This is a genomic window from Bacillus sp. B19-2 (genome assembly GCF_022832475.1).
Classification (GTDB): domain Bacteria; phylum Bacillota; class Bacilli; order Bacillales; family Bacillaceae; genus Bacillus; species Bacillus paralicheniformis.
In genome coordinates this window covers 159021-182367 of the sequence record NZ_JALHKQ010000002.1, presented here as the reverse complement: position 1 = coordinate 182367, position 23347 = coordinate 159021, and the positions used below count along the sequence as shown (strand labels likewise).

The 23347-nt window shown below is 42.4% G+C and carries 18 protein-coding genes; all 18 read right to left on the bottom strand.

Annotated elements, in window-relative coordinates; all coding sequences use genetic code 11:
• Positions 1-77: 77 nt before the first annotated feature.
• Positions 78-2018 carry an ABC transporter permease gene (locus MST20_RS08140; RefSeq protein WP_243941417.1) on the bottom strand — a complete coding sequence of 647 codons (1941 nt, stop codon included), beginning with the start codon at positions 2016-2018 and terminating at the stop codon, positions 78-80.
• Positions 2008-2769, bottom strand: coding sequence for an ABC transporter ATP-binding protein (locus tag MST20_RS08135; protein WP_243941415.1), 762 nt, complete (start codon positions 2767-2769; stop codon positions 2008-2010). Before MST20_RS08135 ends, MST20_RS08140 begins: the two co-directional genes overlap by 11 nt.
• 100 nt (positions 2770-2869) lie before the next feature.
• The gene (locus tag MST20_RS08130) at positions 2870-3874 is read right to left on the bottom strand and encodes a sensor histidine kinase (RefSeq protein WP_243941413.1); all 1005 of its coding nucleotides are present in this window, start codon (positions 3872-3874) and stop codon (positions 2870-2872) included.
• 5 nt (positions 3875-3879) lie between these two features.
• Positions 3880-4566 carry a response regulator transcription factor gene (locus MST20_RS08125; protein ID WP_243941410.1) on the bottom strand — a complete coding sequence of 229 codons (687 nt, stop codon included), beginning with the start codon at positions 4564-4566 and terminating at the stop codon, positions 3880-3882.
• 111 nt (positions 4567-4677) lie between these two features.
• Positions 4678-6087 carry an aryl-phospho-beta-d-glucosidase gene (bglH, locus tag MST20_RS08120; protein WP_243941408.1) on the bottom strand — a complete coding sequence of 470 codons (1410 nt, stop codon included), beginning with the start codon at positions 6085-6087 and terminating at the stop codon, positions 4678-4680.
• Between the two features lie 40 nt (positions 6088-6127).
• On the bottom strand, positions 6128-7972 hold the full coding sequence (locus MST20_RS08115; RefSeq protein ID WP_243941406.1) for a beta-glucoside-specific PTS transporter subunit IIABC: 1845 nt from the start codon (positions 7970-7972) through the stop codon (positions 6128-6130).
• Between the two features lie 329 nt (positions 7973-8301).
• Complete coding sequence (locus MST20_RS08110) at positions 8302-8781, bottom strand: hypothetical protein (RefSeq protein ID WP_243941404.1); 480 nt, start codon at positions 8779-8781, stop codon at positions 8302-8304.
• Positions 8782-8862: 81 nt separating this feature from the next.
• Positions 8863-9852 (bottom strand): choloylglycine hydrolase family protein, encoded by a 990-nt coding sequence (locus tag MST20_RS08105; RefSeq protein ID WP_243941403.1) that lies wholly within the window; start codon positions 9850-9852, stop codon positions 8863-8865.
• A 215-nt stretch (positions 9853-10067) separates the two neighbouring features.
• On the bottom strand, positions 10068-12074 hold the full coding sequence (locus MST20_RS08100; protein ID WP_243941401.1) for an AAA family ATPase: 2007 nt from the start codon (positions 12072-12074) through the stop codon (positions 10068-10070).
• Between the two features lie 337 nt (positions 12075-12411).
• The gene (gene abnB, locus MST20_RS08095) at positions 12412-13815 is read right to left on the bottom strand and encodes an arabinan endo-1,5-alpha-L-arabinosidase AbnB (protein WP_481747894.1); all 1404 of its coding nucleotides are present in this window, start codon (positions 13813-13815) and stop codon (positions 12412-12414) included.
• Positions 13816-13928: 113 nt separating this feature from the next.
• On the bottom strand, positions 13929-15374 hold the full coding sequence (locus MST20_RS08090; protein ID WP_243941399.1) for a DEAD/DEAH box helicase: 1446 nt from the start codon (positions 15372-15374) through the stop codon (positions 13929-13931).
• 830 nt (positions 15375-16204) lie between these two features.
• Complete coding sequence (locus MST20_RS08085) at positions 16205-16984, bottom strand: hypothetical protein (protein WP_243941397.1); 780 nt, start codon at positions 16982-16984, stop codon at positions 16205-16207.
• Positions 16985-16999: 15 nt separating this feature from the next.
• Positions 17000-18592, bottom strand: a complete 1593-nt coding sequence (locus MST20_RS08080; protein WP_243941395.1) for a ribonuclease YeeF family protein — start codon at positions 18590-18592, stop codon at positions 17000-17002.
• Between the two features lie 17 nt (positions 18593-18609).
• Complete coding sequence (locus tag MST20_RS08075; protein ID WP_044789527.1) at positions 18610-18879, bottom strand: YwqI/YxiC family protein; 270 nt, start codon at positions 18877-18879, stop codon at positions 18610-18612.
• Positions 18880-18888: 9 nt separating this feature from the next.
• The gene (locus MST20_RS08070) at positions 18889-19281 is read right to left on the bottom strand and encodes a DUF5082 domain-containing protein (RefSeq protein ID WP_165428479.1); all 393 of its coding nucleotides are present in this window, start codon (positions 19279-19281) and stop codon (positions 18889-18891) included.
• A gap of 790 nt (positions 19282-20071) precedes the next feature.
• On the bottom strand, positions 20072-21373 hold the full coding sequence (locus MST20_RS08065) for a pyrimidine-nucleoside phosphorylase (protein WP_243941394.1): 1302 nt from the start codon (positions 21371-21373) through the stop codon (positions 20072-20074).
• Positions 21374-21403: 30 nt separating this feature from the next.
• On the bottom strand, positions 21404-22585 hold the full coding sequence (locus MST20_RS08060; protein WP_020453525.1) for a NupC/NupG family nucleoside CNT transporter: 1182 nt from the start codon (positions 22583-22585) through the stop codon (positions 21404-21406).
• Between the two features lie 81 nt (positions 22586-22666).
• Entirely contained in the window at positions 22667-23338 is a 672-nt protein-coding gene (deoC, locus tag MST20_RS08055; protein ID WP_243941392.1) for a deoxyribose-phosphate aldolase, read from the bottom strand.
• Positions 23339-23347: the final 9 nt, after the last annotated feature.

Genomic DNA, 23347 nt, shown 5'->3' with positions numbered 1-23347 from the left:
TCAATATGATAAAGGAATTTTTCTCCATATAGGGTCATCATTTTCCGCCGAGCTGCACGAGATTCCACACGGCTCAGCTACAGTGCCGACTTGATCACTTTCTTACCGTAAAGAACGGACAGCAAACCGAAAATAGAATACAGAACGGTGTACAGCACCATCACGATGATCATCGGCGTCCGCACCTCTGCTCCGAATAAGAACCAGCCGGATTGGACGGCGAAGTAACTGTGAGATAGGCCGATAACCAATGGAATGCCGAAGTTATACATTTGCTTGATTCGTATCCCCTTCAGAAGGTCCCCGCGCGTGAAACCAAGTTTTCTCAAGATCGTGTAATTCGGTTTCTCATCTTCGCTTTCATCCATTTGTTTAAAGTAAAGGATGCATCCTGACGTGATCAGAAACGTAAGTCCTAGAAATCCTACGATAAACATGGCAAGTCCGAAAAGCGATTTTTGAGCTGTGCTTGCATCGAGGAGCGATAAATGCTGATCGTTTTGATTCACTGTTGCAAACAATTCATTTGCCTGCTGAATCTGATCTTCATCTTTTAAATTGATCCCGTAAAAAAGACTCGACTTCTGCTGTAATTTTGGATCTTTGTCTTGGCTCAGACGTTTAAACAGCGCATCATCCACAACGGCAACAGGCAATCCGCCGCTGGTAAAGTTGAAGGATAAGAGCGACTCTTTTCTCAAGCCTAAATAGTTTAATGGGATTGTCTCATGCCTGCTCTTTACCTTAACGGCACCGGTCTCTTTTAAAGCCATAAGTTTCTGGAGAAGGTCGTTATATCCTGAGAAAATGACGTCTCCTACGTGCACGTCAATCCCGTCAATCTCTGTATCACTGACCACGGCGAGGGGTAATTTCCCCGGGTCGCCAGACATATCTTCAGGATCTCCGTTAACAATTTGTTCCAGATTGAAAGTCGCCTGAATGACATGAATCTCTTTTTTGTTGTATGAAATGTTATTTTCATCCAATAATTGTTCGAACCGTTTTGCATCCTTTTGATTTGTCATGGCGAAATCAGCTGCCACATTTTGTTCGGCGGTTTTCTCTGCGGAGTAATACGAAATATAGCACAAGGATAACAAACCGATCGCCAGTGCCGAAACGGTGGTGATGATCGTTAATAATAGAGCGTTTGATTTCAGCCGGAACATGATCGATGAAAGGGACAGCACTTCATAAATATTTAAGTAGCCTCCTTTGCTTTTGCGGATAATGTTGGAGACAAAGCTGACCGATCCTTTATAAAAGAGGTACGTTCCGATGATAACGGTACCGAGAATAAAGCTCATCACATAAAACAGCTCATCTATGGTCTTGAATTTTCCGCTGAACAACTCAGTTGAAAGATAATATCCCGACAAAATAAACAAGATGCCCAATAAGCCAATGATCATTTGAAAAACGGATATTCTCTTTACCTGATCTTCCGTAGATGATGTCGCTTTAAATAATGATAAAATGCTTTGCTTTTTGATAAATGTATAATTCATCACCATCACCAGAAGGTAGATTCCGCAGAATACAATGACAGTTTGCACAAGCGCTTCTCCGGAAAAATTCAATTCGGCTTCAGCTTGAACATCTACTATTTTAAATAAAGTCATAAGCACGAGCTTTGAGATCGAAAACCCGGCAAACACCCCAATGACCAAAGAGCCGAAATACAGCATGACATTTTCTAAACTTAAAATGCGGAAGATTTTTTGCTTTCTCATGCCGATTAGCTGGAATAAACCGATTTCTTTGCTGCGCCGCTTAATAAAAATCGTATTGGCATACAAAATAAAAACCGCTACTACTGCCACTAGGAGAATGGAAGCTGCTTTCAAAGCCGCCGCGCCTTTTATCGATGCCTTCACTTCATCGATCGCCGGATCATACTGCAGCGTAACAAACGCAAAATAAAGCGCCACGCTGAAGATTAACGCAAACACATAAAGGTAATAGTTTCGTATATTCTTTTTCAGGTTGCGGAAGATGAGCTGATTAATACTCATGCTGAACCCCGCCTAACACGCCTTGCGTTTTCATGATGTCCTGGAAGAACGCCTGCCTGTCTTGTCCGCCTTTATTCAGCTGCGTATAAATTTGTCCGTCTTTAATGAACACCACTCTGCTGCAGAAGCTCGCGGCGACGGGATCATGGGTAACCATAATGATTGTGGCCCGGCGCTTTTGATTTAACTGGCTCAGCTTGTTTAACAAGTCTGATGCGGATTTCGAATCAAGCGCACCGGTCGGTTCGTCAGCGAAAATAATGCTCGGCTCATGAATAAACGCCCTGGCTGCTGATGTGCGCTGTTTTTGCCCGCCGGAAATTTCATTCGGATATTTATTCTTCAGCTCAAAGATGCCTAATTCTTTCGCGACTTCCTCAAACTTTTGACCGGCTTCCTTTTTTGATATTTTCGTAATCGACAGCGGCAGAAGGATATTTTCTTTCACTGTCAGCGTATCGAGCAAATTGTATTCTTGAAAGATAAATCCCAAATGCTGCTTCCTAAACTCGGCAAGCTGTTTTTCCTTCATATTCGTCATCTCAGCTTGGTTGATGGTAATCGTTCCGCCGCTCACCTGGTCAATGGAGGACAGAACATTGAGCAATGTTGTTTTGCCTGAACCTGACGGGCCCATAATACTGACAAATTCACCCTTTTGGATCTGAAGGTCGATTCCCTTTAACACTTCGTGTTTATTGTGCTTATTTCCATAGCTTTTTCGTATTTTTTTCGCTTCTAAAATCATCATTTTTAAATCTCCTTTTGACTGGATATGTTTATTATAGAAAGGAGGACAGCCGTTTTCCTTCGATTCAGCGAACAAAAAAGAAAAGCGTGTGACACTTTTGTCACACGCCCAGCACACGGGAAAATTCGTTCCGCTTCGGAAAAATCAGCGTAAAAGTTGTCCCGGCTCCCGGTTTAGAATCAACCTCGATATGAATCAGGAGCGGCTTTGCCGCTTTTTTCGCTAAGTACAGCCCCATTCCCGTGGCGGCCTGATCATGATGCTCCGTTGTGGATGTAAAGCCTTTGTCAAACACGCGCGGTATATCTTTTGGATCGATGCCCCGTCCAAAATCTTGAACTGCGAGATGCACCTGGCCATCTTGTTCATAGCTTTTAATCAATATATCAGATGATTCGCTGTATTTCACCGCGTTTGTCAGCAGCTGCCTCATGATAAAAGACAGCCATTTCGCATCGCTGAGCACTTCCCCGGCGTCAAGCTGTATATCAAACCCGATCCCTTTTGGAATGCACCATGATTGCAAATCTTTTAGTTCTTTAAAGATTAAAGGTTTGAGCTCTAGAGCTTCAAGGGACAAGTCATTTTCGATAAATGACATCCGCTTTTGATGAAGCTGGCGGTCGAGCAGCAAGTGAACGCGCAGCCATTCATAGTCGAGTCTCGATTTTAATGATTGATCGTCAATCGTCTCCATGATCAAATGCATGGCGGTAAGCGGCGTTTTGACTTCGTGTATCCAGGCCATGAGCTCATCCTTTTCATTCTCCAATGCCAGGCGATGCTGTGCCGCCTCTTGCTTTAACTGTTTCGTTTGTTCGGCTATGCTTTTTTCAATCATCGTTTCGAAAGGCGTTTCCGCCTCTCGAATGTTTGTCACATCGAGATTGTGATCCCATTCTTCCAGACTTTTGTAAAACTTCGTTTCCTTCCGAAAGCGGACAAGTACAAAAACGATAAAAATAAACGAAGACAAATAGGTCATATATAAAATCGATGTAAAAGGAATGGATGCATCGACATAAGCGATAAACAGAAAGACGATCTGCTGCAAGACAAATATGGCGATCCAGCTTCGCCTCTCGGTCAAAAACGCTTTCAGCATTCTCATCATCCTTCTTCTTTCGCCATATAGCCTTGGCCGACCTTCGTCTCGATATATTGCCCCAAGTTCAAGGCATCCAGTTTTTTTCTCAAACGGTTTACGTTGACCGTCAGCGTGTTATCGCTGACAAAGCGCTCATCGTTCCATAAGCTTCTCATCAATTCTTCCCTGCTGACAATTTTGTTTTTCTGGTCGATCAATTGTTTTAAAATGAACATTTCATTCCTCGTCAGTTCAATCGACCCCGCCTTATTGCTGACGCGGTTTTGTTCGGGATCAACGGTTGCACCGCTCCACGTTTTCTTCAAAATCTCAGGCTCCGTATTATAGTCGTAAACACGGCGGAAAATCGCCTGGATTTTGGCAATCAGCACGTCAAAATGAAACGGTTTCTGAATATAATCATCCGCTCCGAACTGCATGGACATGACCATATCAGCAGGATGGTCGCGAGAAGATAGAAAGAGAATCGGAACGTTGGAACGGGAACGGATCTGCCGGCACCAATGAAACCCGTCATATTTCGGCAGCTGAATATCGATAATGACGCAATCGGGCTTAATCGCCGCAAACTCCTGCATCACTTCGCTGAAATCGTCGATGCCGTACACCTCATATGACCACCCGGTTAACCGCTCTTTTATTTCCTGAAACAGCGATTCATCGTCTTCGATCAACAGCAGTTTAAACATTTGTCTCACCGCGCTTTTTGTCTTTTTTTCTAAGTCAAGTGTATAGCAAATCGTTTTCATGCGCTACAGAGAAAAAAAGAGCTGTCCTGTAAAGGACAGCCATTTTGTATATTACAAACTCTCGCCATTCGTTTCGATCACTTTTTTATACCAGTAAAAGCTTTTCTTTCTCGTTCTTGCAAACGTGCCGTTTCCTTCATTGTCACGGTCGACATAAATATAGCCGTAGCGTTTTTTCATTTCGGCGGTGGACGCGCTGACCAGGTCGATCGGGCCCCATGATGTGTAGCCGATTAAGTCGACGCCGTCTGCGATCGCTTCTCTTACTTCTTTTAAGTGATCGCGCAAATAGTTGATTCTGTAGTCATCTTGTATCGAACCGTCTTCTTCGACGACATCGACGGCGCCGAGCCCGTTTTCAACAATGAAAAGCGGTTTTTGATAGCGGTCGTACAATGTATTCAGCGTAATGCGGATTCCTTTAGGGTCGATCTGCCAGCCCCATTCGGACGATTCAAGGTACGGGTTTTTAACCCCTCCGAGCAAGTTGCCTTCCGTTTTTGCCAAATCTTCCGGATTCGTGCTCGCAACCATTGACATGTAGTAGCTGAAACCGATATAGTCGACGGTGTTTTCCTTCAGAATGTCTTCATCACCTTCAGCCATCTCAATCGCAATTCCATTTTCCTTAAAGTAGCGCTTCATATAGCCCGGATAAGCTCCGCGTGCCTGTACGTCCGAGAAAAACAGCGTTCTTCTCTCATTCTCCATCGCGGCGAGCACATCTTCCGGTTTTGGCGTCATCGGGTATGTCGTCGTTGCGGCAATCATACAGCCGATTTTAGCGTCCGGAATGATGTCGTGCCCCGCTTTAACGGCAAGAGCGCTTGCGACAAATAGATGATGCGCCGCTTGGTACATCGCATTTAACTTGTTTTCGCCTTCTTCAAATACAAGGCCACCGCCTGTAAACGGCGCATGCAGGACCATGTTGATTTCGTTGAACGTCATCCAATATTTCACTTTGTCTTTATAGCGGGTGAAAACCGTTTTCGCATAATGTTCATAGCATTCGATCACTTTCCGGTTTTTCCAGCCGCCGTATTTTTTAATCAGTCCGAGTGGCATTTCGTAGTGGGAAATCGTCACGACTGGCTCAATATTGTATTTTAATAGCTCGTCAAAGAGGCGATCATAAAATTCGAGTCCCTCTTCATTCGGTTCAGTTTCATCGCCGTTAGGAAAAATCCGCGTCCAGGCAATCGATGTCCGGAATGCTTTAAATCCCATTTCGGCGAAAAGAGCGATATCTTCTTTGTAGCGGTGGTAAAAATCGATGCCTTCGTGATACAGGTTCAATGACTCCATCGACTCATCGAATGGATACATGACCCCGTTCGGCGACACATCTGCTGTCGAGAGCCCCTTTCCGCCGACATGATAGGCGCCTTCCACTTGGTTTGCGGCAACCGCTCCGCCCCATAAAAAACCTTCAGGAAATTTTTTCGTTTGTTCAGTCATATCATTTCACCTCATCCAAATTTGTCGAGCTTTCCTCTCTCTACGCCAGCGCGATCAGCGCTTCCTCAATTTCAACGCTTTCATCTGATTTCAAAGGCTTGATCGACTGGTACCGGTCCGTATTTGTGATGATAACCGGCGTAATCAACTGATAGCCTGCATCCTTAATCGCATCCATATCAAAAGAGACAAGCTGGTCTCCCGGCTTTACAACGTCACCTTTATTGACATGCACAGTAAAGTGCTCGCCGTTTAATTTCACCGTGTCAATTCCGATATGGATAATAATTTCCGCCCCATTGTCGCTTGTGATTCCGAGGGCGTGCTTCGTTTTAAAAACGGTTGTGATCGTGCCTGATACCGGCGACACCACTTTACCTTCTTCTGGCTCAATGGCAACGCCTTTTCCCATGACTTCTCCTGAAAATGTCACATCATCCACTTCACTCAATGATTTGACTTCGCCTTTCAGCGGGCTTTGAATGATTTCTCCCGCGCCCGCTTCAGATGGAGCGGCCGCCGGTTCATCGGCTTCATCTGATGGAATGTCTTCAAATCCCAATACAAAAGCAAACGCTGTTGCGGCAAAGAACGCGATGACGATCCCGATCATGGCCTGTATAAAAGTCGGGCCGATAAACGTCGTAATTCCAGGCAAACCGACGTTTCCGCCAATAATATATGCTGCTACGCCGGTGATGCCGTAAAATGCTCCTCCGACAGCGGCGCCGAGAAGCGCAGAGACAAACGGCTTTTTCAGCCTCATGTTGACACCGTACATCGCCGGCTCTGTAATCCCCATCAAAGCCGTGATGCTTGTCGTCAGCGACAATGATTTGAATTTCTTATTTCTGGATCGGAGAAAGACGGCAAATGACGCGCCAGCCTGCCCCATATTCGCCAAGAACATCGCAGGTATCAAATAATCGTAGCCGTTTTGCGTAATGTTGTTGAACATCACCGGAATGAAAGCATAGTGCATTCCTGTCATGACGATCAAAGAAAACGTTCCGGCTAAAAGAACCATCGTGATTAAACCGGCATTTTCAAATAAACCGTTTACACCGATAGACAGATAGTTCCCTGCAATCGCACCGAGCGGACCGACTGTAATTAATGTGACAGGCACGACAATCAGCAGCGTCAGTGTCGGTACAAAAATCATCTTCAACGAAGTCGGGGTGACTCTGTCAATCCATTTCTCAACGTAAGATGCAATCCAAATCGCGAGCAGGATCGGAATGACGGTTGACGAATAAGTGGCAGCGGTTACAGGCAATCCGACAAAGGAAATGCTTTTCCCTGAACCGAGAAGCGCTGTCAGATCGGGATGCAGAATCGCCGCTCCGATCGCCGCCGCAACATAAGGATTGCTGCCGAATTTACGTGCAGCGCTGACGGCCAGCAAAATCGGCAGGAAGTAAAATGCTCCGTCGCCGATGGCCGATAAAATCGTGTGGACCTGGCTGTTTTCGCTCATCCAGCCGAACGTGACGGCGATAGCAATGATCCCCTTGATCATACCCGCTCCGGCGATCGCCGGCAGAATCGGCGTAAATACGCCTGATATCACATCAAAGATGGCGGACAGCACGTTTTTCTTTTTGCCAGCTTGCTGCTCGCCCGCTTTTTCATCGCTGAGTCCGCTGTTGGCAATGATCGCTTTGTACACCTTAGGGACATCATTTCCAATGATGATTTGAAACTGCTGGCCGCTGATGTTGGTGCCCATTACAGCCGACAGACTTTCCAGTTTCGCGCGGTCTGCCTTCGCATTGTCATAAAGGTTGAAACGCAGTCTTGTCATGCAGTGAATCACGCTCTGTACGTTCTCTTCACCGCCCACGAGTTGTAAAATGTCCTTCGATACTTTATTATAATCCATATGAGTACCTCCTCTTTTGGGGGAATCTGCCGGACTGAAGGTGGCCGCCTTCACCCGGCTTTTTTATTGGCTTGGAACCGCAATGAATCCTCGGAATCTCACATCACCTCCTTATTTTGGGTATAAAAAAAACCTAAATTACGCCGGCTTGACCGGGACGAAGTCCCCGAAAGCTGTACGCAACTTAGGTTTTGCCTGCAAAAGCAGTAACAATCCTTAAGAAACTTGCTGATATTAGTTTGTAACTATACTGTAGCACCTGTTTTTGTTCATGTCAACGCTTTCATTACAAATGTCTCATAAAAACCAGAATACATGAAAACTAAAAACTAAGACTTTATACCTTTATTTCTATGTTTTCTAGCTTTCGCCGCCTTTTTCATAAGCAATGCGGGGTTTCGCCTTGCTTTCCTTCGCGCTGCCGGCTGTACAACTGCGTCTTTCGGTTCCTGCTGCTTATGAAGAATGAATCCGGCAACCATGAACGGAATCCCTGATAAGTTTGTGAAAATGTTTTTAATGCCCATCGCTAAAATAAAAGGTCCCCATGGGGAAAACGGATCTTTTTTGATTTTCACGTAAGCGGTGATTTCCAGGGCAATAAAAATGACCGACTGTGCTAATATCACAATCAACAAGCCCAAAATGAACAAGAGGCCCAAATTAAATAATGTGCCTGAGTAGATCATCAATTTTAGCGTGGCTACGAAAGTTCCAGCCTCCATATATCCGTCCGTGACATTTGGATTCCAAACGGCATAAGCGTCAAGCTGATGTTTGAAATGAAAAAATAAGAATAATATAAACAACCAATATATGCTATGTAAGCTAATGCCTAATAAAATGAGTCTGTTTGCTGCTTTGTTTTGCAATGTTGTTCCTTCTTCCGTTTATGATTGAAGAGAATGAACCGTCTCTTCCTGCTTTGGCTGAAACGCCTTTATTTCGTAGCTGTTCAGGTCTTCCTGTAATAAGCAAACCTTTTGAATCTGCCTGTTTTGATAATGATGAAAATAGTAGCTGCACGTCTCGCTGCACATCACCGCCGTATATTGGGTATAATCGTCTTCGCCATTGTCAGTCATGACAATCCCTTTGGGAATATTCATATTGGAGAGAATATGAAACGCGGCAGAAACGCCTTCTGTTTCGTCAGACACGGGCTTCATGTGCTCTTTCAAAACTGCAGCCCTGACAAAACGGGATGGCGGTGTAAAGTCTCCCGGCAATCCGGACAACCCGGAACCTTGACCAAAAGCCGACAGCGTCATGTCTCCCATCTTCTTCGCGGCAAACTGTCCCGGCTGAAGACCGATAAAATTGCGCAAATTGGTCAAATGCCATGGAAAATCCGGACTGTTCGTCAGTACGCCGACCGGATTATCATGAATTTGAATCCCGCCGGCCGCCGGTTCAACAACGATGCTCGCACCTGAGCGGTCCGTTAATAGCCAATGAAGCGGCGTCACCGTACTGAGCAAGCTGACCTCTCTCTCAACAATGTTGACGGAAACAGCCGCTTTTTTCACTTCCTCCAAATCGCCGCATTCCGACAGCACCCATGTCACAAATTCGTGCGGCGCAAGATTGCGGCAGTGCTTTTTAGTCTCGCTTTCATACACAGCATAACCCGGGAAATAAAGCGCCGCGCAAGACAATCCTTTTTCATTCACACCATCGGCAAACAGTGCATTATTGAGCCTTCTGCCCATCCCGATAAACGCATACCGGCCGGCATGCTCGCTGCCGTCTGCTTCACTTTTCCATTTGTAACGACGCGGATGCAACAGCACTTCCCCGTTAAGCTCAAAATCAAAATCCATCGTCCTCGCCAATAAATGCTCCCGACCCGCAGTCGTCAACGTGATACTTGTACACATTGCGTCTCATCCTTTTTGTTTGATATTACACTTCGTGAACTATTTTTATGTTATCGAATTGGAAAAGATTCGTCAAAATGTTGCTTTAACTAGATGAAATAACCACAAAAAACCTTGATTGCCAAAATAATAGCAATCAAGGAATTAAATGAATTTAATATCTTTTTTATTTCAACAGATAATTTGAACTTAAAGGAATTTTAAGAAGCCATTTTCTAACTGACTGTTATCATCGATTCTTCAAAATACTCTATAATTTCAATGGCTAATGCATGTGTTATATTTGTAGATTGAGACTCCTGACTGTATTCTTTTGCTACAAGCATTTTAATTTCGGGCTTCTCTAGGAAAGAAACTAACTCATTCTTTCTTCTATATGCTTCATTTCCATTGGGTAACAACAATGAATCGTCTCCGCTTATTTTTGAAAATTTCTTTTCCCTATTGAGTTCATAATTATTAAATAAGTCTATAATATTACTGTCTTGGCTTGACAAAATTACTGTTTTTATTGAATTATAATAAATTTGTGGATCAAGACAGTCTTCTATCTCTGTTTTTTCATAAATGGTTCCTTGTTTTGCAACGTCTAATAATTTTATAACTTCTTCATTATTAGATTTAAACACCTGCAATCGTCTTAAGGATATAGGCATATCTTTTAAATTTTCAAATTTATAATTCATTTTAGTCTCATCTGTATCGATAATGCAAAGAATCTTTCCTTTAAACTCTTTTCTCTCTTTCTTATCTATAAGAAGGGGATTAAGTAAAAGATTGAATAACTTCACAACATTTCCACAGCCGCCAACTGGTAGAATTCTGTATTCTTTATTTTCTGGTAATATTGTGTCTAGATAAATTTTATCGTCTCCACCCTCACATATTATCCAATTACTATGAATTTCATTTGTTTTTATATAGCTTAAGATACTAGTAGCCAAATCAAACATACTCTTCAATTCTACATCTTCTGGAAAGCTTCTTTGATTATCCAAGTAATTAAAAAAGCTATATTGGTTTATTTTTAAATTATCAATACTTTTTTCTAAATGTATTAACTGCCCCTTAGTTGTTATAGGTAAAAAACCATACCAATGTGTTGTAATTATTATCTGGCTATTAAATTTATTAGCTAAATCCTCTATTCTAGTAAATTGAGCAAAGCAGTTTGCAACGTTTAATGAAACTTCTGGTTCATCGATAGCTAACACGATTTCTTTTTCCTTTTGATTAAAGTTAGAAAGAAAAGCATATGCTATGTCTACTAAAGCCTTTCTCTGTTCTCCAGAACTTAATTTTGAAATTTCCCGTTGATTATGTCTTAATGACTTCTTTAAAAAATAAGCTTCAAGTATTTTATCTCTTAAATCAGTCCTTGTTAATCGTTTTTTATAATTTGCACTAACCCCATAATCATACCTTGTATCAATACATTTTATTTTCTCATTTATTTCATCCATAAACTCATCAAGATTTTGATTTATGAAACTTAAAAAATTAATATTTCTACCTTCAATATTTAATGGTTGTTCAATAATTTTATCTACTAACTCTAGTACATCCCTACTCATCAACTTTTGCATTTGTTCCGCTTCAATTTTAAGTATATCATTTGCTCTTTGTTCTACTGAAATATAAACATAAGAGTAGTGTAACAAAATCATTTTCCTGATTTTATCCATCCTCTTTTCCGAATCTTCAATTAATTTTCCTAAGTACCCTTGAAAGGGATTTAAGGTAGTTTTCCCATTACTTTTAACACCTATAACTAATAGATAGTAATCTTCTTTATACCTATCCTCTAATTTTCTTTTCATTTCAAAAAATTTATCTATATGCTCTCTACGAGAACTACCTCGTACAATACCATCTAAATTACCCCATATATAGTCGCTTATTTTAGTTAGATCAGCTATTGTATTTTTAAATTCATTTATTTCTGCCCTATTAAATCTATTATGATTCTCAAACCTTGCATTAAACTCTTTTTTATTAATCAAGAAAACCGGAGAAATATAGACATCATCCTTTTTTGCTCCTTTATAAACATTCCACTCTCTATTATTGAAGAAAACGTCTATTGCTTCTAAAATTCCACTTTTCCCAACTCCATTATTGCCTATGTATACTGTATATTTATCCTGTAACCCTATAGTAATGGGAACAAAATAAGCTTTATTATATGATTTGTAACCATTTATAAAAGATGATATTAACATAGAACTTAATCGATCCCTTCAAAAATATATTGTGTTTTTGTTTTCAAATATCAAACTCTATCAACTTATCGATTTTCCTAAAAACAATACGAACTATTTTCAGTAACCACCCAAAAAATCACACTTCTTCCATTAAAGCCAAGTACATCTATATTATCGGTTGTTTTTCTTTATATTTCAACTTTAGTTTTGTTTTAAATAATTTTTACAGCTGTATGTAATTATAGGCCTGCCAACAAAAAAAGGGTGGTGTTAAACCACTCCTTCCTTTTTATATACTGTCCTGTCGATAAAGCTCTCTAGATTAACTTTTAAAATTGTTTCGCTCAATTTTATATTAATTTTGCATGTCACTACTCCCCCAAACCGCATCTCCCTCACGAGACAACGCGCTAAACGTCATCACCTTCCGCTTAGCAGCCGCATCCCATTGGCGCAGAAACACGCCGTCATATGTTTTTCCGTCGAGCTTAAGTTCGATTTTGTTGTCTCCCGTTTTCTTCCACGTTCCGGCCGCTGCGCCGGTTATTTTGCCGTTTTGATTTAAGCGGATTTCTTTCGATTCTTTAATATCTGCGGAGATGTCTTTGCCATGACGCACCAATTCGTAGGCGCCAATCACATCTGATGTTTTCACCTTTTCGAGCTTTTCTCCGGCATAGCGGTGAGGGGCGGCAACCGGCCAGCCTTGTTTGTTCATCAACAGTTGGTGGACGCGGACTTCGTGCTCCTCGCCCCGTCCCGGAAAACGCGTGTGGAAAATCAGATAAGACCCGCCGCTTTTTTCGTCGTAAAAGGCAGAGTTATGGCCCGGCGACACATAGCCGTTGTGATTGCTAAATGAGAAATTTCCCATCAGTTTGACACCGTACGGTTCAATTGAACGATCGTCAAACAACGTTCCTTCTTTGCCGCGGACGTCAATCATCGCATGGCCTTCTGCGTCGTAATAAGGGCCGTCAGGATTTTTTGAGCGGGCGACGCGAATGTTGTACCCTCCGTCAGCGGCAAGCCCTCCGAAGGACATGTACAGGTAGTAATACTGTGTTTCAGGATTGTAGAGAATGTATGCGCCTTCAATCCGGCTGTGATTGCCGCCGATCAGCTTTTTGCCGTACCCCTGTCCCGGAAGCGGAAATCCGGTTTCTAAAATAAAAATTCCGCCGGAATAGGAGCCGTACACCATCCACAACTTTCCTTTTTGATCAAAGAATGTGTGGGGATCGACGACATTTGGGTGCTTTGTCGCGTCATAAGGCGTCCCGTCATTGCTGATCCCATCCATTCCCGACTTTAGGAAAATGCCTTTATTTTTGTATGGGCCTTCAATGTCGTGTGCGACAGCAAGTCCGAGGGCAGATCTCGGAGAATCCCCGCGGCAGGCGTTGTAATACATATAAAACTTGCCATCCTCAAGCTGGGTGACATCAGGCGCCCACAACGTATCAGATTCAGCCCATTCAAAGGTCTCTTTTAATTCTTCATATACGTTCGGAATCAGCGGATTCCCATTGTGGACACTCGAGGAAATTTGCGTCCATTTCATGAGGTCCGTCGATTTTGCCGAAGCTAAATGAGAGCCGAACACATAGTACGTGCCATTCGCTTTAATAATGGATGGATCGTGAACCGTCACTTCCGAAAATACAGGTTTTTGAGTTTGTGCGGAGGCTTGGTTTGGCGTGAAACATGCAGCCATGATGAAAAGCAATGCAAGGACTTGAATGAAACACTTTTTCATATTTGGTTCTCCTTTCTTTTGAAACGCTTTCATTTTTTGACAATCCATCATATGTTGCTTATCCAAGGTTTATTACGAACAAAAAAGCTCCCGACAAAGTCGGCAGCCTGAGATTATTCCCTCGCTTTATGCACTTTCAGCAATTTCCCTTTCACAGTCGTGTTTTTCATCGCAGCTAAGACGAGCGGCCCTTTGCCGTTTAAAATTTCAACGAATGAACCTTGCTCTTGTATCGTGATAATCCCGATATCCTCAGCGGAGACGCCGTCAATTTTAGCAATCGTTCCGACGAAATCAACGGCTCTCAGCTTCTTCTTTTTCCCCCCGTTAAAGTAGAGCCTCATGATTTCTTTATTTAACGGTTCGCTCTTGTCCTTTTTAAGCTCCGGCTTCCTATTGATTTTCTTTTGAAACGCCGCTTTTGCCCGTGCAATTTCTCCTTTTGACGGCGCCTCAATCATAGGAATGGGAAAGCCGATATAGTCTTCAATATCAGCGATCATCCTTTTTTCACGCGGACTGGCAAGAGTAATCGCTTTTCCCCGGCTGCCGGCTCGGCCTGTTCTGCCGGTACGATGCACATAGCTTTCTTGATCTAATGGCAGCTCATAGTTGATGACATGTGTGATGTTCTCAATGTCGATACCTCTTGCCGCCACATCTGTCGCGATTAAATAGCGGAACGCTCCCCGTCTGAAGCGGTTCATCACGGCAAAACGTTCCTCCTGAGGCATGCCTCCGTGAATTTTCGCGCACGGATAACCCAAACCGGCTAAGCGCCGCTGCAACTCATTCACTTGCTCCTGTGTGCGGCAAAAGACGATGCAGCTGTCCGGGTTTTCAACAATGATCAGATCCACTAAAAGCGAAAATGGATCATTTTGATTTACAATGATCAGTTGATGCTCGATGTCTGCAGTTGTCATACCGCCTGCTTTAATCTCGATTTTCAAAGGGTCTTTCATATACTGAAGAGATAGCTGCTCCACATCCTCCGGAAAAGTTGCGGAAAACAGCATCGTCAGCCGTTCTTCAGGCAAATGGCGGATAATCGCTCCCACTTGATCGATAAATCCCATATTCAGCATTTCATCGGCCTCATCGATGACAAGGTATTTCAGTTTTTCTAATGGAAAGGTTCCTTTTTCAATGTGATCCAATACGCGGCCCGGCGTCCCAACAACGATATGGCATTTTTGCTTGAGCTCCGTTTTTTGCCGTTCAAAGGACGATTTCCCGTAAACAGCCGCTGCTTTTATTCTTTTATAGCGGCCGATGTTCGTCAAATCCTCCTTAACCTGAGCGGCAAGCTCGCGTGTCGGTGTCAAAATCAAGGCCTGTGGTTTGTTCTCTTCCCATTCGGTCAACTCGCAAAGCGGAATTCCGAAAGCGGCCGTCTTCCCGCTCCCCGTCCGCGATTTCACAACAACATCCCGCTTTTTAAGCGCCGCGGGAATCACCTCGCTTTGCACCGCAGTCGGCTGCTTATACCCTAATTGATCGAGCGCTTTCGTAATATCGCCGCTTAATGCATATTCTTTAAAACTGGCTTTGCTCATGTATGGACTCCTTTTGGTCATATGATTTCCAGTGAATGATGGTGTTATGAATGTGATTATACGCGAATCATGACTGATTTCAAAAAGACATGAAAAAGAGGCTGCAATCAGTGCAGCCGTAAGAAACACCCTAATCAACTTAAAAAGCTGTTAACAACAAAAAAATTGCTTCTCAGCCAAAAGAAACGACTGTTTTACATTCAATTGCTCCTTTAAAACATTGAAGAAATCAAAAATATATTTATGAGCAAAACAATTATAAAAATAATACCCAATAACCGTTGCAACAGAAATGGGAGCCGGTATAAAACAACTTGAACCTCATAGTTAACCGACCATGCGAAAAACAAAAAATACCGGAGCAAATCGCTTATCCACCCATTCGGTGCTTCATATATATTGTATTCATATATTTTTAGTACCCATGAGGGGGCAATTAAAGAATATATAGCCATTATTAAGTTGACACTTAATGAAATATAAAGCAATGAACTTGGAAAAGGTACCATTCCATTTAATGCATAACTAAAAAAGATACTTATGAAAAGAAATACTAAAATACCTTGTGTCACATTTGACTTCTTAAGTATCCTTTTTCGTGGGCTAGTATATTGCTTTTTTGTTTTAGTACCGTATACAAAAGAAAGTAATATTAAAAAGCATTCAGATAAAAAAGCAAATAAAAAAATTGAGATACCGCTCTCATCCTCATTCCTATAAGGCAAGCTTGCTAACAAAAAAGCTGTAAACAATAATATAACAACGTTGCTTCTTAACCAAAAAAAGAAGCTTTTTTTTATTGAAAACATAAAATTAGTCCTTTCTACATTCTATAAATCATAAAATTCATTCATGACGGCCACTATTTTCTCAAAATATTCACCCACTGCTACCGGCTGAAGATAAAGAGAACCGGTTTTTTTAATATTTTCATAATCTAAATGCCAAATGAAATCGTCGCTTTTTAATAAAAACACAACTTGATCTAATCTTGTTTGGTTTTGAATATAGTCACTTTCAACAAAAGAAATATTGTCAAGTTCTTGATCGTTTGCTAAAAAATCAAAAGAAAATTGACTAATAGACGGATGAGTTTTTGGGTCCTCCGCCATTCTTTTAATAACTTCAGCTTCAACCTCGTGAAACTCGTCAAATGAATCTTCATCCATTTCAAAAATCTCATGTTCTGGTTTTTTATCCGTATATGAATGATAAAATGTTTTCAACACTTCTAAAAACGGATCGCGGCTTCTTAAAATCGAAAAACTATGATTTTGATTTTCAATCTCCTGCACAATAAATTCATCATTTTGAACATGGTGTACAATCAACACCCTTTTTCGATGGATACAGCGGACTTTTCGCTTTGATTGAATGAGTAAGTGAATTAAATTTTCTAACCCTTTTTGTAAATTAGATTCTGTGTCAGTAGCCCAATATCCTCTTTGTTTTAAAAGATTTTCAGTTTGAGTTGAGAAAGGGTCAATATCTTTTTCAGTTTGAATCAATAGCTGATCATTAATTATATCCTCCGCGGCTTTATCATATCTACACAGTAACAATGCGGCAACAAGTTCATTTGTTGTTAATATAATTTTAGAATCAATCATTAAAATTCCTCCTCTTTAACGGAACCAACCAGTCACAAATTCCTTGGCTTTTGAAAACCCATCTGATACTGAATCTGAAATATTCGAAACTTGTTCTTCCGACCATTCCTTCATATCATTTATTTTATCTTCTACCCATTCACCTGTATCTTCTCCCCACTCTTTCACTGAATCTCCAGAAACTATAGATCCGGTAATACCAATTCCTGCTCCAATCGCTCCTCCAATAAGAGTTCCTGGGCCTGGACAAATAAGAGATCCTATCGCAGCTCCACCAGTTGTTAAGCCCGCAACTCCGACATCCATTCCTATTCCTGCGGAGAACCTTCCCCATTTTTCCCCATTGCTTTTATCTTTGTTTTCATCACTAAAAAACTCTGATGAATTCGTTAATAGAGAAAATGCAGTTCCAAAACCAGGAACCCTTTTAACTAATTTTCCAGGAGCTACTTCATCCTTAAACTTCCCAAGAGTCCCTTTCACATCAACCTTAGTCTTATAGCTCTTCAGTTCCTCTGGCTTATGCTTTAGGAAACTTTGGCTTTCTAAAATCTTTTCATATGATATTCTTGTTGTGTTAGGCCCCAATCCAACAATCTTTCTCAAAAGGCCGCTTGGTTTATTTTGAAATTTGCCGAGCCATTTTTTGATTGGTTTGCTTGAGTTTGGATCGCCTTTTTTCAGGATGTTGTAAACAAACTGAGCCACCTTGGAATCGTATTTTCCGTTAGCTCCCTGCGTCCATTTCGGAGAGGCTTTCACGCGGAAGTTTCCTTTTCCGTCTTTTTCAAGCTCAATCATTTTCGTCGCTAGTACATTCACGGCTATGACGCCTTTTGTTACGGCCAAAGCGCCGTTTCCTGTACCGATTAAATCGAGCCATTCAGCGATTCTGCCCATCATTGTCGGATCGTCTTGTTTTTCTGCTAAATCAACGGCTTCGTCAATCATCTGTTTAACGACATCTGTTTCAGAAAAGTAGTTTTCAACCTCTTTAATCGTTTTTTTAGATAGGATCGCGCCTCCCTTTGACCAAGTGTTCACCTTTTCAGTGAGCTTGGATAGCTGAGCGATCGAATGTGACGATTGTTTTAATATAGAATTAGTATCGCGATCAAGCTCTTTTAAATCAGACACCGTGTCGTTCACATGTTTTTTTGCTTCGGAAATATGCTCATTAAATGATGCCAAAGAGATAGATCCGCCCCCAATCAAGTGGCTGATTTTATCAAATTCGTCATTAATCGAATCAACCGTATCATTCGTTTGACGTTTCAGTTCTGTTAAGCCCTTTTTGACATCATGCGTCAGAAATTCTTCTTTTACAAAACCTTCTGTTGATTCATAAGTTCTGATTTTCGCTTTAATATCTTTTAAATTCTGTATGTATTGATCAATAAAGTGCTGAAAATATAGCAGCACGGGAAGATGAAGAACCGAAAAGTGTTCTTTGATCGCATTTCCGCCTTCTCCTTTTAATGCATCATCAAGCTCTGCAATTTTTTGTACACTTTCCCTTATGGCATTGATTTCTTTTTCCTCTTGCTTTTTTTCCTTAATCAATTGGTCTATCGCGTCAATGACTTCAGAGACATCTAAAACTTTCAAGAGAAAACCAGCCCTCCTTATTTCATTTTTTGAGAGATGTTTTTATCAGTATCAATCAGGACTTTAATGTTTGACCATGCGTCCTTTTCAACTGAAGATAGCGCCTCCTTGTATTTTTTTAATAGCTGCTCGTATTCCTTTTCGATTTTTTTTATTTTGTTCACTACATCCATTGAAGAATTAGCGATATCGGCTTTTGAACCTGATATCGAAAGTGCGCTGATTTTTGTCTGAAGGTTTGAAAACGCCGTTTTGACTTCTTCTGCTTTTACCTTTATTTCTGCCATTCTTTCACCTCAATGATTGACTTGTTTTTTTATATCTGTAAGCTGTTGTTTTTGTATGCTTAGAAACATCTCCATATTAGAGATTTGCAGTTCAAGATTTTCAATCTCCTGTTCAATATGTGAAATCAGACCATCTGTTTCTCTCTGTATATTTTGATAGCTGTGTGCAATATTTGATCTAATATTGATAAATTGATTTGTATGTCTTCCATTCCATATATGCGAAGTGATATCTGGTTGATTGATGAGAGTAGCATTGTTTGAAAGGGTGTGAAGTTCACCGGTAATAGCTGTTTTTGCTTTTTTCAGTTCAGCGATTTTGCTTTGTGTATCCTTTATATTGTGAGATAAAGAAGAAATATCTTTTTCCAAAGAAGCGATTTTAGCAGCATGGTTTGACATGTCGGGTTCACCTCGTTTTTCAGAAATAAAAATCCGCACGTTACTATTCGCTTATTCCCCTGTATTTCCGTTAGGTATATTGTTGCTTTATGGGTGAATCTAACGTTCTTATAAATCAGACCATTTTCATATTACAATATCATCCAAATTAGGTAAATAGGATAATAGGCTTGGTTTTCTTGGATTTTCTTCAATTGATCCATTCAAGCTTCGCACAATGTTCTTTGAAATAGCGTCAGGTGTTTAGTTCAAATGCCTTCCTCAAATCTTGCGACATCAAACAAACAGCACTCACCCAAGGTTTTTCTCAAACTATTCGTTTTAAAAACCGCCGGATTTTCCGGCAGTTCCCTTTTAACTGCTCCATTTCCTGAATTTTTTGAAATATATACAAAAGGAAATGATTCCGCCAATTATACCTGTCAAAATTGCCAATATGAATGAAATAAACAACAAACCCAAATACCCCCATCCCAGCGCTTCATCCTGGGATGGTTCGCCCGTCACAAAAGATTGCATATAAAAATGCGACAGTATGGCATATAGGATAAATGAGCATATACCAATAAGGATAAAGATTAAAACACTAATACCAAAAGATACCAGAATGCGTTTGACCACGTTTAAAAAAACCTCCTATTTATCTATACCTTTCCGTCCATGTAAAAAGATGACACCTAAGACATATTTCATGCTACAAGAAAGATTAAAATAGGTAAATGAGAAAAAAGGCCCGCATGAATATAAAAACAGCACACACCCAAGGGTATGTGCTGTTCTGCATGTTCTTCTATTCAGTAATCACCGTATGCACGAGCTTCGGCGCTTCGGCTTTTTCGGAGATTTGGATGTTGTCGTAGACTTTTGCGATGACGTCATCGACATTTTCGCGGTTTGCGTATAGAGTAACCAATGGTTCGCCTTTTTCGACTGCGTCGCCGACTTTTTTGCGGAGCATGATGCCGACGGCGAGGTCGATTTTGTCTTCTTTTGTTGCGCGGCCGGCGCCCAACAGCATGGCCGCGACGCCGATTTGATCGGCGACGATTTCAGACACGACGCCCGCTTCTTTGGCATGAACGTCGATTTTATAGGCAGCCTGAGGCAGCTTTTCGGGGTTATCCGCGACAGAGCTGTCGCCGCCTTGGTTCTGCAGGAAGTCCTTGAATTTTTGCAGCGCTTTTCCGTTTTTCATTACATCGATCAGTTTCTCTCTTGCTTCGTCAAGAGTCTCTGCTTTTTTGGCGAGAACGACCATTTGGCTGCCCAATGTTAAGACAAGCTCAGTCAAGTCTTCCGGACCTTCCCCTTTTAATGTATCGATCGCCTCTTTCACCTCAAGGGCATTCCCGATGGCAAACCCGAGCGGCTGGGACATGTCGGAGATGACAGCCATCGTTTGGCGGCCGACATTGTTTCCGATGCGGACCATCGCTTTCGCAAGGTTGACGGCGTCTTCATCGGTTTTCATAAAGGCGCCGGCGCCTGTTTTGACGTCAAGGACAATCGCGTCGGCCCCTGCGGCGATTTTCTTGCTCATAATCGAGCTGGCAATCAGCGGGATCGAATTGACCGTGCCTGTCACATCACGAAGGGCGTACAGTTTTTTGTCAGCAGGCGTCAAGTTTCCGCTTTGGCCGATGACGGCGACCTTGTCGCGGTTGACGAGCTCGATGAATTCGTCTTTAGAAAGTTCCACGTGAAACCCTTTGATCGCTTCGAGCTTGTCAATTGTTCCCCCTGTGTGACCAAGTCCGCGGCCCGACATTTTGGCGACCGGGACGTCGAGAGCTGCGACAAGCGGCGCAAGTACGAGCGTCGTCGTGTCGCCGACGCCTCCAGTTGAGTGTTTGTCGACTTTGATGCCTTGAATCGCGGAAAGGTCGATCGTTTCGCCAGAGTTGACCATCGCCATTGTGAGATCGGCCCGTTCTCTGTCCGTCATGTCCTGAAAATAGATGGCCATCGCCAGAGCGCTCGCCTGATAGTCTGGAATGCTGCCGTCTGTGTAGCCTTTAATGAAAAATTGAATTTCTTCTGTTGTCAATTCTTCTCCATTTTGTTTTTTAGTGATGATATCAACCATTCTCATTGTGATCACCAGTCCTTTTTTCAATGTTTATCAATAGATCAATCCTACAACGGTCGCTGTCAAGAAACTGACGAGCGTTGCGCCGTACAGCAATTTCAAGCCGAAGCGTGCGACGACGTTTCCTTGTTTCTCATTTAGTCCTTTAACAGCGCCGGCGATAATACCGATCGATGAGAAATTGGCGAATGAGACGAGGAAGACAGAAACAATCGCTTCGGTGCGGCCGCTGAAATGGAAGCTGCCTTGTGCGAGAGACTGCATCGCGACAAATTCATTTGAGACCATCTTGGTTGCCATGATACTTCCAGCATTCACCGCTTCATGCCATGGAATACCCATCAGGAAGGCAAACGGCGCAAAAATAAATCCGAGCAGTTCCTGGAATGATATGCCTAGTGCGGCGCTGAAAATGCCGTTAATCATTGCGATGATCGCGACAAATCCGATCAGCATGGCGGCCACGACGACGGCGACTTTAAAGCCATCCATAATATATTCGCCCAGCATTTCAAAGAAGGATTGTTTTTCCTCTTCCTGTACCTCTACCATATCATGTTCTCGATCGACTTCATAAGGATTGATAATCGAAGCGATAATAAATCCGCCGAATAAGTTCAAGACGAGCGCGGTGACAACGTATTCTGGCTTCAGCATCGTCATATAGGCGCCGACGATTGACATCGAGACGGTTGACATCGCTGAAGCGCACAGCGTGTAAAGTCTGTGCTTAGGCAGCAGGCCCAGCTGTTTTTTTAACGAAATGAATACTTCAGATTGCCCCAGTATCGCCGAGGCCACGGCATTGTATGACTCAAGTTTGCCCATCCCGTTGATTTTGCTAAGCGCAAGACCAATATATTTTATAATAAACGGAAGGATTCTCCAATATTGCAGAATACCGATTAAAGCAGAGATAAAAACAATTGGGAGCAGCACGCTGATGAAGAATGTGGATTCATTCACATTCACCAGCCCGCCAAAGACAAAATTGACACCTTCTGCGGCATATTCAAGCAAATACCCGAAGCCTTTGGCAAACCCGCCGACGAGATAGTTTCCGACGCCCGTGTTCAGCAAAACATATCCCAATGCGAATTGCAGCACGATCATGACGATAACCGGACGGTACTTCACTCTTTTCTTTCCGCTGCTGACCAGCCATGCAAGCCCTAAGACGACAAATAAACCGATGAGCCCGATAAGATATTTCATGTTTTGATCCTCCTGGCGATGTATTCGCTTACATTTTTGTATCTGCGCGCAGGAAGCTTTCGCTTCCCGCCACGCTGGATCTTAGTAGTTATCTTCATTTTTTCCTTCTGCTCCGCTGACGATGGAAACGCCTGCGCTTGCACCAATCCGGGTCGCTCCGGCTGAGATCATGCTTTCAACATCCTCTTTTGTTCGAATGCCTCCGGATGCTTTGACACCGATGTCAGGTCCGACTGTTTTCCGCATGAGGGCGATGTCTTCCGCTGTCGCTCCGCCGGTTGAGAACCCGGTTGAAGTTTTGACAAAGTCGGCACCGGCAGCAACAGCCAAGCGGCAGGCCCGCTCTTTTTCTTCGTCTGTTAACAGACACGTTTCAATGATGACTTTAACAAGCGCTTTACCTTTTGCGGCTTCGACGACACCGCGGATGTCCGCTTCGACAAAGTTATCGTCGCCGTCTTTTAATGCGGCGATGTTGATGACCATGTCCACCTCTGTCGCGCCTTTTGCGATAGCGTCTTTCGTTTCAAACGCTTTTGTCTCTGTCGTGTTGGCGCCCAGCGGAAAACCGATGACTGTGCAAACATCGATTTCCGTTCCTTTCAGCTCTTTGGCGGCGAATTCAACCCATGTCGGGTTGACGCAAACTGAAGCGAATTGGTGTGTTTTCGCTTCTTCTATTAATTTCTTAATCTCGGATTTTTGTGTATGCGGTTTCAATGCTGTATGATCAATGAGATTTGCAATCGTCATATACTAGCA

Bases quoted from the DNA above. Each gene is read 5' to 3' on its own strand.
- MST20_RS08140 (WP_243941417.1), bottom strand. From the start codon at position 2,018: ATGAGTATTAATCAGCTCATCTTCCGCAACCTGAAAAAGAATATACGA.
- MST20_RS08135 (WP_243941415.1), bottom strand. From the start codon at position 2,769: ATGATGATTTTAGAAGCGAAAAAAATACGAAAAAGCTATGGAAATAAG.
- MST20_RS08130 (WP_243941413.1), bottom strand. From the start codon at position 3,874: ATGCTGAAAGCGTTTTTGACCGAGAGGCGAAGCTGGATCGCCATATTT.
- MST20_RS08125 (WP_243941410.1), bottom strand. From the start codon at position 4,566: ATGTTTAAACTGCTGTTGATCGAAGACGATGAATCGCTGTTTCAGGAA.
- bglH (WP_243941408.1), bottom strand. From the start codon at position 6,087: ATGACTGAACAAACGAAAAAATTTCCTGAAGGTTTTTTATGGGGCGGA.
- MST20_RS08115 (WP_243941406.1), bottom strand. From the start codon at position 7,972: ATGGATTATAATAAAGTATCGAAGGACATTTTACAACTCGTGGGCGGT.
- MST20_RS08105 (WP_243941403.1), bottom strand. From the start codon at position 9,852: ATGTGTACAAGTATCACGTTGACGACTGCGGGTCGGGAGCATTTATTG.
- MST20_RS08100 (WP_243941401.1), bottom strand. From the start codon at position 12,074: ATGTTAATATCATCTTTTATAAATGGTTACAAATCATATAATAAAGCT.
- abnB (WP_481747894.1), bottom strand. From the start codon at position 13,815: ATGAAAAAGTGTTTCATTCAAGTCCTTGCATTGCTTTTCATCATGGCT.
- MST20_RS08090 (WP_243941399.1), bottom strand. From the start codon at position 15,374: ATGAGCAAAGCCAGTTTTAAAGAATATGCATTAAGCGGCGATATTACG.
- MST20_RS08085 (WP_243941397.1), bottom strand. From the start codon at position 16,984: ATGATTGATTCTAAAATTATATTAACAACAAATGAACTTGTTGCCGCA.
- MST20_RS08075 (WP_044789527.1), bottom strand. From the start codon at position 18,879: ATGGCAGAAATAAAGGTAAAAGCAGAAGAAGTCAAAACGGCGTTTTCA.
- MST20_RS08070 (WP_165428479.1), bottom strand. From the start codon at position 19,281: ATGTCAAACCATGCTGCTAAAATCGCTTCTTTGGAAAAAGATATTTCT.
- MST20_RS08065 (WP_243941394.1), bottom strand. From the start codon at position 21,373: ATGAGAATGGTTGATATCATCACTAAAAAACAAAATGGAGAAGAATTG.
- MST20_RS08060 (WP_020453525.1), bottom strand. From the start codon at position 22,585: ATGAAATATCTTATCGGGCTCATCGGTTTATTTGTCGTCTTAGGGCTT.
- deoC (WP_243941392.1), bottom strand. From the start codon at position 23,338: ATGACGATTGCAAATCTCATTGATCATACAGCATTGAAACCGCATACA.